Here is a 15,246-nt window from a genome sequence, read left to right as displayed (position 1 = left end):
CTGTGAGCGGCGTCAGGGGCGCGGGATCAATTGCCCAGATTGGCGGTGGTGTTGAAGACACCGACAAAGTTGCCGATGATGTTGGACACGGTCAGCACGTCGTTGATCGGCGATTCCGTGGCGATGATCAGATCATCGGGGTTGATCTGGAACCGGCGGGCCGAAAAGATGCCGTCGGCGCTGGCCAGGTCCAGCGAGAACACCACCCGGGGCTGACGCGGGCCGCGATTGCCGGCCGCCACCGCAGAGGCGGGATATTCACGCAGGATCAGCAACCCCTTGGGGTCGGCCTTGTTGTCCTGCAGGCCGCCGGTGATCGACACGGCGTCCATGGCCGAAACCGTGTCCTTGGTGAAAACATGCAGGTCTTCGCGGCCGGTGGCCCCGAAGGACAGGAAATAGCGTTCGTCCTCTTCGACGAACACCCGATCGCCGCCGCGCAGCAGGGTATCGAACCGGGGATTGTTGAGCAGATTGTCAACCGAGGTGCCATAAAGCGCGCCGCCGCGCATCAGCCGGATCTGCGGGTTGTTCAGCGTCGCAGCGATGCCGCCGCCTGCCGAAATCAGCCCCATCACCGAATAGTTGCGGTCGGGCATCGGATAGGTGCCGGGCCGGGCCACACCGCTGACCAGATCGACCGAGTTGTTGCGCCCTTCGTTCATGTCGAGCTGCAGCTGGGCCGAGGGGATGATGGTTTCCAGCGCCGATTGCAATTCCTCGCGGGCCAGATCCGGGGTCAGGCCGATGACGCTGATATTGCCCACATAGGGCATGAAGATCGACCCGTTCGAGGCGACGGTCACATCCTGCAACTGGACCATCTTTTCATCCAGAGAGGTCAGCAGTGAATTGTCGCTGCTGTCCCAGATCCGCAGCGTCAGCTTGTCGCCGGGCTGGATGATCTGGGTTTTGGCCCCCTGGCTGCCGGCGATCCAGCGCAGGTTTTCCTGGGTTCCGGTGGTCGGCCATTGGGCCACGGTGGGCAGAAAGGCGCGGGTGACCGGGTAGAGCGCGAAATCGGCGGTTTCCGCGTCGGCCTCTTTCAGGATTTCTTCGCTGACCGGCGCGCCCCCGGGCAGGCGGCTGCGCGAACAGGCCGCAGGCAGCAGGCCGACGCTGACCAGAACGAGAAGTAAAAGGATATGCCGCATGAAGCCCGCCTGTCGGAAATGTCTTGATTTTTGGTGTTCGCAAGATACTGCCGTGGGAGAACGCGTCAACCTGAACAAGGAGTATCATGTCGTTTCCTGCCACATTGGTTGTTGGAGCAACAGGCCGGATTGGCCGTGTGTTGCAACGGTGCTGGGGGCGGCGGTCTGCAGACGTGCTGTGGCAGAGCCGGTCCGGGCCTGCCACACAAGCAACAACAGAAGGCCCAACAGCGGGGACATGGGCGATCTTTGACCCGCTGCATGACGGAGATGCCTATCGGCGGGCCGCGCGCGATTGTGATGTGATCCTGTGTCTGGCCGGGGTCATTCCGGGCCGGGGCGCGGATCTGGAGGACAATGTCACCCTGGCCGAGGCGGCGATTCGGGTCGGGGCGGCCACGGGCGCGCGGGTGTTGCTGGCGTCATCGGCGGCTGTTTATGGCAATCAACCGGGCTGCCTGGACGAGACCGCCGCGCTGTGCCCACAGGCCCCTTATGGGGTGGCCAAGGCCCGGATGGAGGCGCGGGGCGCGGCCCTGGGGGCCGCATTGGGGGCGACGGTGAGCGCACTGAGGATTGGCAATATCGCCGGGCTGGATGCGATTCTGGGCGGCTGGCGGCCGGGATTTGCGTTGGATGTCCTGCCCGATGGCGGCACGCCGCAACGCAGCTATATCGGGATGGGAGATCTGGCACAGGCCCTGGGCGATGTGGTGGCGGCGACGGATCTGCCGCCCGCGCTCAACATTGCCGCGCCCGGTCCCATCGCCATGGGCGCGCTGCTGGATGCGGCCGGGTTGGCCTGGACACCACGTCCGGCCCCCGACGGGGTGATCGCCCGGGTTGAACTGGATCCCGCGCGGTTGGCTGCGATGTCCGTGGTCGGGCGCACCGCTGCTGATCCGTCGCAGATGGTGGCGGACTGGCGCCGGATCGGGCCACATGTCACATAGCGGGCAAACACCGCCGATAAACACTGCTGACACATACCGAGGGCAAGGAACCGCATGACCTGGAGAAAACGCATATTCGATCTGTTCTTTGCCGCGCTGCTGGTGCTGCTGCTGGGGCCGATCCTGCTGGGGCTGCTGATCTGGCTGCTGATCCGGGAGGGACGTCCGATTTTCTATGTGGCCGAGCGGATGAACGGGATGGATCGCCCCTTTATGTTGTGGAAGCTGCGCACGATGACGGTGGTTGCCGAGGACGCCGGTGTTTCGGGCGGGGACAAGAGTGCGCGGATCACCCCCACCGGGGCCTGGCTGCGTTCAAAACGGCTGGATGAATTTCCCCAGCTCTGGAACATTCTCAGGGGCGATCTGAGCTTTGTCGGGCCGCGCCCGCCGCTGCGGGAATATGTCGAACGCCATCCCGAGATCTACAGCGAGGTGCTGAAATCACGCCCCGGGGTGACGGGGTTGGCATCGATCACCTATCACCGCCACGAGGCGGCGCTGCTGGCGCGCTGTGCCACCCCTGAGGAAACCGATCTGGTGTATTCCAAGGTCTGCGTTCCGGCCAAGGCGCGGCTGGATCTGATTTATCAGCGCCATCAGAGCATGTGCTATGACTTTGATCTGGTGTTCCAGACCATTGGCAACCTGTTTCGCAGAAGCGGCTGATGGCGGCCCGCAAAACAGGTTGAAACAGGCTCTGATATGGGCGTTTGAGCCTGATCGGGTCGAACCGGATCAGAGTTTGCCCAACACGGCGGCCACCCACAGGGTGGCCTGGTTGAGGCCGCCCTTGCGGCGCAGCCGGGTGCTGCGCAACATGGCCAGCCGGGCCGGCAGCGCGCGGCCGCGATCCCGGGCAAACCGGAACAGGATGTCCTGTGCGTCGGGCATCAGAAGATCACGGGTCGCGTTCAGCGCGGTGACATTGAGATCATTCCAGGTGCGATAGGTGCCGCACAGCATGGCGCGAAACCGCCGCAGTTTCGAGCGCAGCCCGGTATTGGCACCGATCTGATTGCCGTGATGCTGGCGGTAGAGGATATGCGGCTCTTCGCCCAGCAGGACGGTCCCACCGGCCCCCGAAATCAGCTGGTACAGCCACCAGTCATGCACGGCGGCATCCCGGGTGCGGGGCAGGGCGCGTTGCACCAGATCCAGACCGCTGCGATTCAGCATCATGGTGTTGCCACCGGCAAAATTCTGCACCAGCGCGTGGCGGAAATCATAGGGCGGCGGCACCGGGCGTGACAGCTGCCGGCGATCGGTGTCCGGGTCCCATTCCCAGCTGCGCGTGCCCAGCAGGGCCGGGTGGGCACCCTGTGGGGCCAGACGCTGGACCGCGTCCTCCAGTTTGCCGGGCAACCAGATGTCGTCCTGGTCCGACAGCGCCACATGGGTGGTGTCGGCACCGGGGCGGGCCAGCAGCGACAGGAAATTGGCGGTGGCCCCCTTTTGCGGCCCGTCAAACAGCTGACAGTCGATACCGTCGGCGCGGGCGCGCTGAGCAAAGCGTTCAAAGACGGCGCGGCTGTCATCGTGCGACCCATCGTCCGAGGCCAGAATGCGCGCCGGTTTCAGGGTCTGGGTCAGATAGCTGTCCAGCTGGGGGGCCAGTTCGTCCCCGCCATTGCGCATGGCCAGGAGGATCGTGACATGGGCAGAACCGGTCATCGTGCGACCTCAGCCGATCCGGCGCAGGACAAAGACATCGCGAAATTCGCCAACCGCCCCGATGCTGGGGTCGTCGGGGATCAGATGGGTCACTGCAAAATTCGGCTCCCAGGCGCGGACCAGCGTGCTGAAATTGCGCCCGAAATGAAAGGTCACCAGCGCGCCGCCGTCTTCGTCGATCGGGTTGCCATGATATTCGGCCGGAGCCAGATGTTCGACGCCATCGTCAAAATAGATCGCGCGGCGTTCATTGCCGGCCTTGTCCGGATAGATCGGCGTGGTGAAAATCGCCAACCCACCGGGTTTCAGGGTGCGACACATTTCCCGGATGGCCTGGTCCGGGCGGTTCACATGTTCCATCACATCCAGATGCACATGCAAATCCAGGCTCTGATCTGCAAAGGTGAGCGCCTCGAGGTTTTCCGAGCGCACCCCGTCCCGGAGTGTGCCGCGGTCCACGTCCGGGAAGTATTGCGATCCGATATAGCCTGCGCATTCATCGGCCAGCCGTTTGGAGACCGCCCGGTCCGAGGGCGAGCATTCGTGGACTTGCATATCACGCCAGCCGGGGCGAAAGGTTTCCAGCGCCCATGTGAAAATGCGTTCGCGCGGGATTGATCCGCAGCCGCGGCAGATCAGATGGTCGCGAAACCATTCATCCGGGCTTTGGAACCCTTGTGTGGAGGCACAGACAGGGCAGGTACCATGGAATTCAATCATAAATTACGCCTTAAAACATCCAAATTGGCCGCGCCAAATTGTTGCGTGGGCTCCAGCATGGCCTTTTCCGCCCATTCATTCCACGCATTGATAAAAAGTTCGTTCCGATAAGAGCGCCCGAGCCGCTGTTGCAGCGTGCCGCGCAGCCAGCGTTCAAAGGACACCGGGTTGGCGCCATAGGCCATATGGGCATCGCGCCCGCGCCGCGCGGTATTGTCCCAGCTGGGCATGATCCCGGCAATGGTGTTTGCGGGCAATGCGTTGGCATAGCGTGCGCTCAGGCTGGTTTCGCGCACGGCGTTGTAATCATAGATCAACCCCGAAAAGCTGGGCATCACCCCGGCCTGCATCTGGTTGCCGTCGGGGCCACCAAACAGATAGTCGTCTGATCCCACCAGCCCATGCGGCGGCATTTCGACCCAGAAATCGAACAGGTCCTGGGCCACCGGGCTTTCGCCTTCGATATGGAACAGCACGGCCCCCAATTCGACCTCGCCAATGCCCAGGCGACGCCAGGTGTCGCGCATTTCGGCCACGGCCCCGGCGGGATCGGGCATGTCTTCGGGGCGATAGATCACGAACCGGGGCCGGGTGCCGTCGGGACGCTGATAGCGGGGATCGTTGAAATAGGGGATCAGGCTTTCGGCCAGATTGGCCGCGAACCCCGGCGTATAGGATTGATTCAGCAGCACCTCGCCGGTCATGCCATCCCAGTTGCGCCGCCAGCTTTCATTGGCCCAGCAGAGATAAAACGGGAAGTCGACATCGGGCCGCGTCAGCAGCCGGTCGATGGGGGCTTCGAGAATGCGGGTGCCGTCAAACCAGTAGTGATAGACACAGAATGCGTCGATCCCTGCATCGCGGGCCAATGCGGCCTGCTGTCCCAGGGTTTCGGTGACGCGCAGGTCGTAAAAGCCCAGATCGGCGGGCAGCACCGGATGGGCGTGGCCGACAAAATTGGGCCGGGCGCGGGTGGCCGCCATCCATTCGGTAAAACCGGCACCCCACCAGGCGTCGTTTTCCGGGGTCGGGTGGAACTGGGGCAGGTAAAAGGCCGAAACATAGTCGGGCGTGTCCGGCGCCGGGGCGGGATCGGGCAGGGCGGCGATTTCCGAGCTCTGCAGGATCCGCAGACCCGCAGCATCGGTCATCACCCCCAGAACCCGTTCGATCGCATGGGCCACGGTGCCGTCGGTCTGACCCAGTTCGGGGTCAAAATCCTCGGCCCCCAGCTGCAGGCCACGCAACAGCGTCACGATCTGGGGTTTGAGCCAATACATCGACCCGGCCGGAAACGACAGCCGGTCCAGATCAACCGGGATTTCGATCCGCTGCAACAGCTCGATGGTCTTGGTCTTGTTCGATCCCCACCACTGGGTGTCGTTGAAATGCTGCCCGTCGGCCACCCAAAAGGCGGCATCGGGTTCGGCGACAAACCGTTCCAGCAGCGCCCGGGTGCCGGTTTCGGGCAGAATGCCGTCGATCAGATGCTGGCGCCAATGGTCGCCGTCCTGACGGTGGGGCGATTTCTTGGTGTGGAATTTGCAGATCGCCTTGTAGGGGGACAGCAGCCCGGAGTTGATCACATGGATAAAGGGAAAGATGTCGCGCCCGTGGTTGGACATCGGCAGAACCCGCGCCTGGGGCCAATCGGCGCGGATCCGCTCTGCCAGCGCATCGCTTTCGTCGCCCTTGTAGGTCAGGCTGACAAACAGGTCGAAATCGAAGTCCAGCAGTTTCAGCCTGGCGTCGAATTCCTCCCACAGTTCATGGTAATAGACATGGATCACGACCGCATAATCGGCCGGGTTCGCGGCGGCCCCCCGCAGTTTTGGCAGCGGCATGTTCTGTCCGCCGACATCAGCGGGCAGATCTTTGGTGATCCGTTGTTCGTGACGTCCGATGCGCAGGTAATGATCAAAGGGCGGGATTGCGGAGCCCTGGATGTCGGGGTTGTGCTTGAGATAGGCCTTGGGCGAGAAATCGGGATTGGGATACAGCCCCGCAGCCTCTCCGAACAGGGCAAAGTGGCGCTCGGGGAAGAGTTTGAACACCCAGTGGATCAGCGGGTTGACCTCGGTATAGAACCGGCGATCGAACAGGCCGCTCCGCTTCATCCGACGCACATATAGGAACTGATGGGGCGACAGAAAGATCAGTCGCAGCGCATATTTGATTCGAGACAAGGCCGAGCCTGCAATTTTGTAAATTTGATGTTGGGTTGCGCTTAGCAGTTGGGTCTGGGCGGGTCAAATCCGTGATGCAGAAACCCGACGTTTGGGGGTGGTCAAATAGATGGTGGAGTGCCAAGACAACACTCTAGCCTGCCCGTTGCAGCCTGCCTGTTGTGCAGAGACGGGAATACTCAGTGAGCAGCCGAGATTTTGCGACGATGGAAAAGAAGATTGTTTTTCACATTGGACCTGCCAAAACAGGGACCAGCAGCCTGCAGGAAGCGCTGTTTCAGAACCGTCGGCATTTGCACCAACAGGGATACGAGTATCCCGAATTCGGACGCCACACGGACATGCAGCTTTTGCCGGGGCATCACGGCATCCCCGAGCAGCTGAAGAAACAGGGCAAACTGTCGCCCGCCTTGCTGGACAGTCTGGCAGCGCTGCCGGATACGCATACATTGGTCCTGTCTTCGGAAAATCTGGCCCATGTGCCCAGCCCCGCGATCCGCGCGATGCTCGAACAGATCGGGACCCAGAATGTAGAGGTGATCTATTACGCGCGCCGGTGGGATCATCTGTTGCCATCCGTCTGGCAGGAGCTGGTCAAACATGGATTCAGCCGCCCCTATCCGGAATTCCTGAACAACCAGGTGTCCGCGCCGATGGCCAGCATCTATCTGAATTACATGAATGCGCTGGACAAATGGGCCCAGATCGTCGGGCCGCGCAGACTTCGGATTTTTTCCTACAACAACATTCTGGAATCGGGCGAAGATGTCGTGGCGCATTTCAGCCGGGAGGTTCTGGGACAGACGCTGAACATGTCGGGGCCGCGCAGTGACAACCAGCGTCAGTCTCCGGGAGAGACCGAGACCCTGCGGGTGCTGAACCGCCTGACCTATGGCAGCAAGATCCCCTCGGCGCAATTGCGCTATGCCTTTGACAAATGCCGGGGCGAGATTGCGGGCGAGCTGGAGGCGCTGGAACAGATCTATGAGCCCCATCTGCGCGAAGCGCGCCCGTTTCCGCCGTTTCTGTTTGCGCATGTGGAGCGGGCGTTTCTCAAGCAATATGGGAACCGGGTTGAAAATCTGACCCCGAAACAGGCTCTGTTCAACGACCGCGACGTTCGCAACGCGCCCTATATCGACTGTGGCTATCTGTTGCAGCCGGGGGTGGCCGAGCGGTTCCAGAAACTGCTCAAGGTTCTGTCCCGGGCGTGAGGCAAGGGGCTGCGGCCCCTGTTCGTCCCCTGTTCTGTGGCCCCCTGTTCGTCCCCTGTGCGGGGCCTGTGCGGGACCTGCCCTCACTCAGAGGTTCATGGCATCGCGCAGATAGCGGCGCATGATGTGCAGACCGACCAGCAGCAGGACCAGCGACAATCCGACGACATAGGGGACCGACACATAGCTGGCCTCATAGGTGGGATAGATCCCGGCGCGGGTCAGCCCGATGATATGCACCATGGGATTGAACCAGAGATAATCCCGAAAGGGCTGGGGGATGCTGTCGAACAGAAAGAAAATGCCGGACACGATGAACATCGGCCGGTTCAGGATCGCCCAGATCTGGGCATAGGACGGGAAGGCGACGAACAGGTAGCAATTGAAGGTCCCGATGCTGAGCGCAAACAGCCCGGCCAGCAGAATGGCCAGGGTGAGTTTTTCGTAATCCATGACCTGGTTCAGGTCATAGATCGCCATGATGCCGATCAGGATGATCGCAATCACGATGATGTGTGTCAGGAAATTCAACAGGAATCGCGCCAACAGGGCATCCAGCGGCGTCACGGCGGGAAATTCCAGGAGCGGGCGGGAATATTGCACGGCTCTTGCAACGTTGTTGCCCACATCCACGTAGATGTTGAAGACAAGAAATCCCGAGGCAAAGAACAGCGGGAAATTCGACCCTAATGCAGGGTTTCTGAGGAAGGCGCTGAACACCACGGTCATCAGGGTCAGGGCGGCAACGGGTTCGATGATCGCCCAGAGATAGCCAACGACCGACCGGCCATAGGATGTTGCCATCTCACGCAGCATCAGCGCCGTGATCGTCCGCACCGAGCGCAATCGCCGGGTGCGCGGAGCCTGAGCGGGGTGTGCTGTCATGCCGTGAGACGCCTTACATATGCAATTATTGCGCGGTGTTCATTCGGCTTTTAGTGATATAAGAGGCGGAAGACAAAAGATTTCGAGAAGGTTTATTGGCAGTGACACAGCCCGCAGCACAATCCGGAGACGGAGCGCGGTCCGATCAGGGAAAACCCGAGACCGCTCCTGCTCTGAAGCCCGTTCAACCGCCGTCGCCTCAGGCTGGGGCCGCAGCCGGTGCCGGGGCCGGACCGACGCTTGCGGTGCCGCCCATGGCCGGACCCACACGGGTGCGCGCCCGGCATTGGGGTATTCTGTTCAGCTTTATCTGTCTGGTGCTGGCCCCGATTGCAGCCACGATATATTACATGGTTTTTATTGCCGTCGATCAGTATGAATCCCGCGTGGGGTTTGCCGTGCGCGCCGAAGAAACCAAATCGGCGCTGGATGTTCTGGGCGGGCTGACCGGTCTGTCTTCGGCCAGTTCTTCGGACACCGACATTCTGTATGAATTCATCCAGAGCCAGGAAATGGTGGAGCGGGTCAATGCGCAGCTGGATCTGCGTGCCGCCTTTACCAAGCCCGATTTTGATCCGGCCTTTACCCTGACACAGGACAGCAGCATCGAGGACCTGGTCGAATATTGGCCGCGCATGATACGGGTCTATTACGAGGGATCGGGGCTGATCGAAGTCCGCACCTTTGCCTTTGAGCGCGAAACCGCGCACCGTCTGGCCGAGCTGGTCTTTCTGGAGTCCAGCCGCAAGATCAACGAAATGAGCGCGGTCGCCCGAAGCGATGCAACCCTGTATGCGGCCGAGGAACGTGACAAATCCATCGCCCGCCTGATCGAGGCGCGCAAGGCGCTGACAGCCTTTCGCATCGAAAATCAGATCGTGAACCCGGAGGCGGATATCGCCGGTCAGATGGGGCTGCTGAGCGCGCTGCAGTCACAGCTGGCGACCGAATTGATTGAACGGGACAAACTGGTGCTGATCTCGCAGGACACCGACCCGAGACTGGAACAGTTTGCCCGGACGATCGAGGTGATCGAGGCGCGGATCGCCGCCGAACGTCAGAAGCTGGGGCTTGGCGGGCAGGGGGCCAACGACAGCGGCAATCCCGAACAGGGTTATGCGGCTGTCATTGGCGAATACGAAGAGCTGCTGGTGGATCGGACATTCGCGGAACAGACCTATCTGAGTTCGCTGAGCGCCTATGATGCGGCGGTGTCCGAAGCACAACGCACCAGCCGGTATCTGACGGCCTATCTGCGCCCGACCATGCCGGAAACATCGACCGCGCCAAAACGGCTGATCCTGACCGTGCTGATCGGCGGGTTTCTCCTGATCGTGTGGTTCATCCTGCTGCTGGTCTATTACAGCCTGCGGGACCGCAGATAGGGCAGGGGCATGATCCGTCTGGAGAATCTCAAGAAGTCGTTCCTGTTCCGTGGCGAACGCAAAGTGGTGGCGAACAATCTCAACGTCACCTTTCCGACCGGCGTTTCGGTTGGTCTTTTGGGGCGCAACGGGGCGGGAAAATCGACCCTGTTGCGCATGATTGCGGGCGCGATGGAACCAGATTCCGGCCGCATCCGGACCTATGGAACCATTTCCTGGCCCGTGGGGCTGGCCGGGGGGTTTCACCATGATCTGACCGGGGCCCAGAACGTGCGGTTCATCGCCCGGGTCTATGGGGTCGACACGGACGAGCTTTTGTATTTCGTCGAAAGCTTTGCCGAGCTGGGGATGCATTTCCACCAGCCGGTGCGGACCTATTCTTCGGGGATGCGGGCGCGGCTGGGTTTCGGGGTGTCGATGGGAATCCGGTTTGACACCTATCTGGTGGATGAGGTGACATCGGTCGGGGACGAGATCTTCAAGAACAAGGCACAGGCCCTGTTCAAGGAGCGAATGCGCAATGCCGGGGCCATCGTGGTGACCCATGCGCCGCCCATGATGCGCCAGATGTGCGAGGCGGGCGCGGTGCTGGTGGATGGCAATCTGCATTACTTTGACGATGTGGGCGAGGCGATCGCCTTTCATTTCGAGGTCATGCACCAGCAGAACCTGGCCCGTCAGGCCCAGGGTCGGGTCGGGTAAGGGAGCCCCGCCCAGAGACCCCCCAGAGCCCCCCCGGAGTCTCCCGGGCCCTGTTCTGGTTTACCCCAACAGATCGAATGTATCGCCGCCGATCTGGATGTTGATCGCGCTTTGGCCGCCGCCATCAACCAGCGCCCAGATGATCTGTTCGCTGGGCTTGTAGATCACAAACGCCTCCTGCACGCCGTCATCGCCTGACCGTTCGCCCGCGTCATTGGCAGTATGGGCCAGGTTGACCTGGAAATCGCCGGCGGTGGCGGCACCGCCCCCCCAGAGCAGCACATCGCCGTCCGCGGCCACATAATCCTGCACCCAGTCCGACCCGTGTCCTTCGACGCCGACGTGAAAGAACTTGTCCGCGCCCGACCCGCCGTTGATCCTGTCATGACCAAAGCCGCCGTTGACAAAATCATTGCCCGCGCCGCCAAACACCAGATCGGAAAACGCCGAGCCGGTGATCACGTCATTGCCATTCTGACCCTGCAGGTCATCGACGCCCGCGCCGCCTGCGATGGTGTCATTGCCGTCCTGGCCGAACACCTGGTCATTGCCCGCACCGGCGTCCACGCTGTCATCGCCGGCCCCGGCAAAAACCACATCGCGCAGATCCGCAGAGCTGGCCCCGCCGATGATCAGGTCATCGCCATCGCCGCCCAAAAGACGGTCCGCACCATCGCCGCCAAACAGAGCGTCATCCCCGCCGTTGCCGATCAGCCGGTTGTTGGCACCATTGCCGATCAACAGGTCCATTCCCGACCCGCCCGAGGCCTCTTCGATCACGACGCCATTGGCGATGGAGAAGCCGCCCGGAATCCGGGCCAGGCCGTCGTCCAGAATGGAGGAAAAGAACCCGCCCGCCTGATGGGCTTCGTTGGTCAGTTCGGTCTGGAGCGATGTGGACAGCTGGTCAAGCACCCCGCTGTCGCGCAGGGCCTGAAGGGTTCCGGTCAGATTGGCATCAGGCGCGGCCCCCAATGTGGCGGGCAGGAGGTTGATCACAACGCTGCTGTCGCCCTCATAGGTGATGACATCCCCGGCCGATGACCCCGCATCCCAAATGCCGTAATAGGCGCGCCCGATGGCAATGGTGCCATCGTCGTCATTCAGATCCAGGGCAACCGACTGCGGGTCGGTCAGCTGGTATGTGGTATCCCCGGTCCGTGCCGTCATGTTGGCCCCATACATGCGGTGCAGGGCGGCGATGTCCAATGCCATTGCGGTCACACCGCGCCCATAGGTATAGGCGTCTTCTTCGCCGGGGCCGGGGGCGCCGGGGGCGGAGGTATAGCTGACGTTTGTCTGATGCCATTGGTAGGGGGCCTGCATGGATTCTCCGACAGAGTCCGCCCCGGTTCCCAGCGTCGTGCTGCCGCCTGTGTCATGCGGGTGGTTCAGACCCAGGGAATGCAGATATTCATGCACGATGGTCTGGAACCGATCGGACCCGCCGCCCAGCTCGCCTTCGGTTGTATGGGCTTCGTCCAGTGTGTTGAAAAACACGCCGGGCCGGAAAACATCGTCCGGATTGGACGGTGTATTGGCGGCGCCCAGGCTTTCATCGTTGCGCTCTTGCCCGATGAGATAAGTGGCGTCAAAGGCATCGGTCAGCCGCAGGTCGATGGCCACAATGTCATTGATCAAATCCAGCGCCAGCGCCAGATCCGGGGCCCAATATCCGGGCAGATCCTGTGTCATGGTGGTGCCAGCGGGCAGTTGCCTGTTGAACGCCTCAAGCTCTGCCGAGTTGGACAATTGCACGATATTATAGGTGACGGGTCCTTCGGACCAAACCGTGTCTCCTTCGATCGGGCGCAAGATTTCAGGAGCGGTGGTGTTATCGTAAACAAGTGCAACGGCCATGTTGGATCCCTGGAATGTGAAATGTTACGTAAAGAGCGCAATCAAAGATCATCTCAGACTGCGCGCAGTCAGACCCTCGGTGAAGGACGTATCTTTATATCTCGTTGTTTTTTGGCGAGTGTTGCCTTTCAGGCCAGCAAATCGAACACATTGCCGCCGATCTGGATGTTGATCTGATCCTGCCCGGCCCCGTCAACCAGCGCCCAGAGGATCTGTTCGCTGGGTTTGTAGATGACAAACGCCTCCTGCACGCCGTCATCGCCCGACCGTTCCCCGGCGGCATTGGCGGTATGGGCCAGGTTGACCTGGAAATCGCTGGCCGTGGCCGGTCCGCCTCCCCACAGCAGCACATCGCCATCACCGGCCACATAATCCTGCACCCAGTCCGACCCGTGCCCTTCGACACCGACGTGAAAGAACCTGTCCGCGCCGGAGCCGCCGTTGATGCGGTCATGACCAAAGCCGCCGTTGACAAAATCATTGCCCGCGCCGCCAAACACCAGATCGCTATAATTAGAGCCTGTTATGACGTCATCGCCATCCTGGCCCTGCAGCTCGTCCACACCCGCGCCGCCGGCGATGGTGTCATTGCCGTCCTGGCCAAACACCAGATCATTTCCGGCACCGGCGTCGATATTGTCATGGCCCGCACCGCCAAAGATCTGGTCGCGCAGGTCGCTGTCGCCGGGCCCGCCGATGATCTGGTCATCGCCGTCGCCGCCATTGATCGTATCCGCGCCGGGCCCGCCATCCAGGCTGTCATTGCCGCCGAACCCCAGAAGGCGGTCATTGCCCGGCCCCCCGTCGCTGATATCGTCCAAAGGTGTCCCGTTGAGGATATCATTCTCGAAGCTGCCCCCGGGCATCGCCACGGTATATTGGATTGGCAGCGGTTCGAAATTGGAGGGGAGCGAGGTGCCCGCCCCGTCATTGATGTCCGAGACCAGTTCCATGGTTTCATCCGGCGACATGCGCCACAGTTCGAACCCGGTGGTGCCATCATCGCCGGCGAAATACATGTAGCCTTCGAAGACATAGGGCGCTGAGACGCCGGCCCCGTCGCCGGGGTTGAGATCGCGCACCATTTCGGCCCGCCCACCGGCATCGACCCGCCACAGCTCCTGTCCATGGGTTGCGGTCGTGGCGGTGAAATACAGCGCCGATCCGAACGGCGTGAAGCTGCCCGGGTTCGAGGCCGGGGCACCGGGATTGATATCGGCCACCAGTTCGAGCGTGCCGTCGGGGCGGACCCGCCAGAGTTCCTGTCCAAGGCGGTCGCCGTCCACGCTCTCTCCGAGGCCAAAGTACAGCGCGCCGCCAAAATCCTGCATCTGGCGGATTTCCGAGGCCAGACCGCCAACCGTGATGTTTTCGACCAGCTCCGGCGTACCGCCCGATGTCAGCCGGTAGAGGTCATAATTGTTGCCCAGGCTGCTGGACAGATCGGCCTGAAACCAGAGCGCGTCGGCAAAATCATACAACGCCCGCGGTTTGGCGTTGGCACCGATGTCATCCGCATCCGTGACCTGCTGCAGGTTGCCCAGTGGATCGATGCTCCATAACTGGTTTCCATCACCGCGGCTGCTGGCGGTGAAATACAGCGTGCCGCCCGAGACGGTAAAATTGGCAGGGTTGGAATTGCTGGTTCCCGCGTAGATGTCGGCCACCATTTCGGTGCCGCCATCTTCGGTATAGCGCCACAGCTCGCGCCCATGCGCGTCGGTGTCGGCGACGAAATAAAGCACGCCATTGTAGACGGTCAGGGCTGTGGGGCGGGAACTGTCGCTGCCGGGGATGATGTCGGCGACCAGGTCGACCCCCATGCCCGGGCCGGTGCGATACAGTTCGGCGCCGGTGTCCACATTGGTGCCCTGGAAATAGACATGGCTGCCAAAGGCGGTGAATTCGCTGGGGCCGCCATGCGGGCGACCGGGATTGACCTCTTCGATCAGTTCGGGCGTGCCATCCAGGCCGATGCGCCAGGGTTCATAGCCGGTGCTGAAGCGGACCTCAAAGTCCATATTGGCGCGGAAATAGAGCTCGTCTCCGAGGCGCTCAAAGAAGCGCGGGTGGGAATCTTCGTCTCCGGCGTGGATATTGGCGACCAGTTCGACCTGTCCGCCGGGCAGCAGCCGCCACAGTTCGGTGCCCACGTCATTGCGCTCGGCCGAGAAATACAGCGCGGTGCCGCTGGTCGTGCCCAATGTCGTCAGGTCGATTTCCGGTTCACTGCGGGATCCGCTTGCGGTGGTCAGGCGATAGCTGAACTGGTCGTTGCCGACCCCGGTGGGATCGGGTTGAAACACCAGCCGCTCCAGCTGGTTGTGGGTCAGTTCCTGGCCGATCTGGCTCAGCGGCGTGCCGTCCAGCAGGATGGCGCCAATGTCGGGCAGTTCAAGGATGCTGATAACCGTGTCGACCGCGTCCGGGCGGGTCAGGCCCAGGGCGATATTGCCGATTTCAGGGTTTGAGGAAATGTTGCGGGTGCGATCCGTGATGTCGGTCATGAGAGA

The 15,246-nt window shown here is 61.7% G+C and carries 12 protein-coding genes; 5 read left to right on the top strand and 7 right to left on the bottom strand.

Translation table 11 applies throughout. From position 1 onward, the window contains the following. Positions 1 to 26: 26 nt before the first annotated feature. On the bottom strand, positions 27 to 1,154 hold the full coding sequence (locus tag K3727_21565; protein ID UWQ93494.1) for a polysaccharide export protein: 1,128 nt from the start codon (positions 1,152 to 1,154) through the stop codon (positions 27 to 29). A gap of 86 nt (positions 1,155 to 1,240) precedes the next feature. Between K3727_21565 and K3727_21560 the strand changes: the two genes are divergently transcribed. Then, entirely contained in the window at positions 1,241 to 2,107 is an 867-nt protein-coding gene (locus K3727_21560) for an NAD(P)-dependent oxidoreductase (GenBank protein ID UWQ93493.1), read from the top strand. A 54-nt stretch (positions 2,108 to 2,161) separates the two neighbouring features. Then, entirely contained in the window at positions 2,162 to 2,776 is a 615-nt protein-coding gene (locus K3727_21555; protein ID UWQ93492.1) for a sugar transferase, read from the top strand. 69 nt (positions 2,777 to 2,845) lie between these two features. Here the strand turns inward: K3727_21555 and K3727_21550 are convergent, their stop codons facing one another. Genes K3727_21550 through K3727_21540 form a run of 3 tightly spaced genes read right to left on the bottom strand, consistent with a single transcriptional unit; the run spans position 2,846 to position 6,618 of the window. Further along, positions 2,846 to 3,781, bottom strand: a complete 936-nt coding sequence (locus K3727_21550; protein UWQ93491.1) for a glycosyltransferase — start codon at positions 3,779 to 3,781, stop codon at positions 2,846 to 2,848. 9 nt (positions 3,782 to 3,790) lie between these two features. Further along, positions 3,791 to 4,501 carry a methyltransferase domain-containing protein gene (locus K3727_21545; GenBank protein ID UWQ93490.1) on the bottom strand — a complete coding sequence of 237 codons (711 nt, stop codon included), beginning with the start codon at positions 4,499 to 4,501 and terminating at the stop codon, positions 3,791 to 3,793. After that, entirely contained in the window at positions 4,498 to 6,618 is a 2,121-nt protein-coding gene (locus tag K3727_21540; protein ID UWQ93559.1) for a glycoside hydrolase family 99-like domain-containing protein, read from the bottom strand. The genes K3727_21545 and K3727_21540 overlap by 4 nt, the downstream gene beginning before the upstream one ends. Positions 6,619 to 6,893: 275 nt before the next feature. On the opposite strand from K3727_21540, the gene K3727_21535 reads away from it, so the two are divergent. After that, a complete protein-coding gene (locus K3727_21535; protein ID UWQ93553.1) occupies positions 6,894 to 7,901 on the top strand; it encodes a hypothetical protein in 1,008 nt (335 codons plus the stop codon). 87 nt (positions 7,902 to 7,988) lie between these two features. Here the strand turns inward: K3727_21535 and K3727_21530 are convergent, their stop codons facing one another. Beyond that, positions 7,989 to 8,786 (bottom strand): ABC transporter permease, encoded by a 798-nt coding sequence (locus K3727_21530; GenBank protein UWQ93552.1) that lies wholly within the window; start codon positions 8,784 to 8,786, stop codon positions 7,989 to 7,991. 254 nt (positions 8,787 to 9,040) lie between these two features. On the opposite strand from K3727_21530, the gene K3727_21525 reads away from it, so the two are divergent. Both K3727_21525 and K3727_21520 read left to right on the top strand, forming a co-directional pair. Next, entirely contained in the window at positions 9,041 to 10,171 is a 1,131-nt protein-coding gene (locus K3727_21525; GenBank protein UWQ93558.1) for a sugar transporter, read from the top strand. Positions 10,172 to 10,180: 9 nt separating this feature from the next. Then, positions 10,181 to 10,873: an ABC transporter ATP-binding protein gene (locus tag K3727_21520; GenBank protein ID UWQ93551.1), complete on the top strand. Its 693-nt coding sequence runs from the start codon at positions 10,181 to 10,183 to the stop codon at positions 10,871 to 10,873. Positions 10,874 to 10,933: 60 nt separating this feature from the next. On the opposite strand, the gene K3727_21515 is transcribed toward K3727_21520, so the two are convergent. Beyond that, a complete protein-coding gene (locus K3727_21515; protein UWQ93550.1) occupies positions 10,934 to 12,733 on the bottom strand; it encodes a hypothetical protein in 1,800 nt (599 codons plus the stop codon). 128 nt (positions 12,734 to 12,861) lie between these two features. Beyond that, positions 12,862 to 15,240, bottom strand: a complete 2,379-nt coding sequence (locus K3727_21510) for a hypothetical protein (GenBank protein UWQ93549.1) — start codon at positions 15,238 to 15,240, stop codon at positions 12,862 to 12,864. Between the last annotated feature and the right edge of the window lie 6 nt (positions 15,241 to 15,246).

The organism is Rhodobacteraceae bacterium M382 (assembly GCA_025141015.1).
Classification (GTDB): Bacteria; Pseudomonadota; Alphaproteobacteria; order Rhodobacterales; family Rhodobacteraceae; genus Aliisedimentitalea; species Aliisedimentitalea scapharcae.
This window is presented reverse-complemented; position numbering and strand designations above follow the sequence as displayed.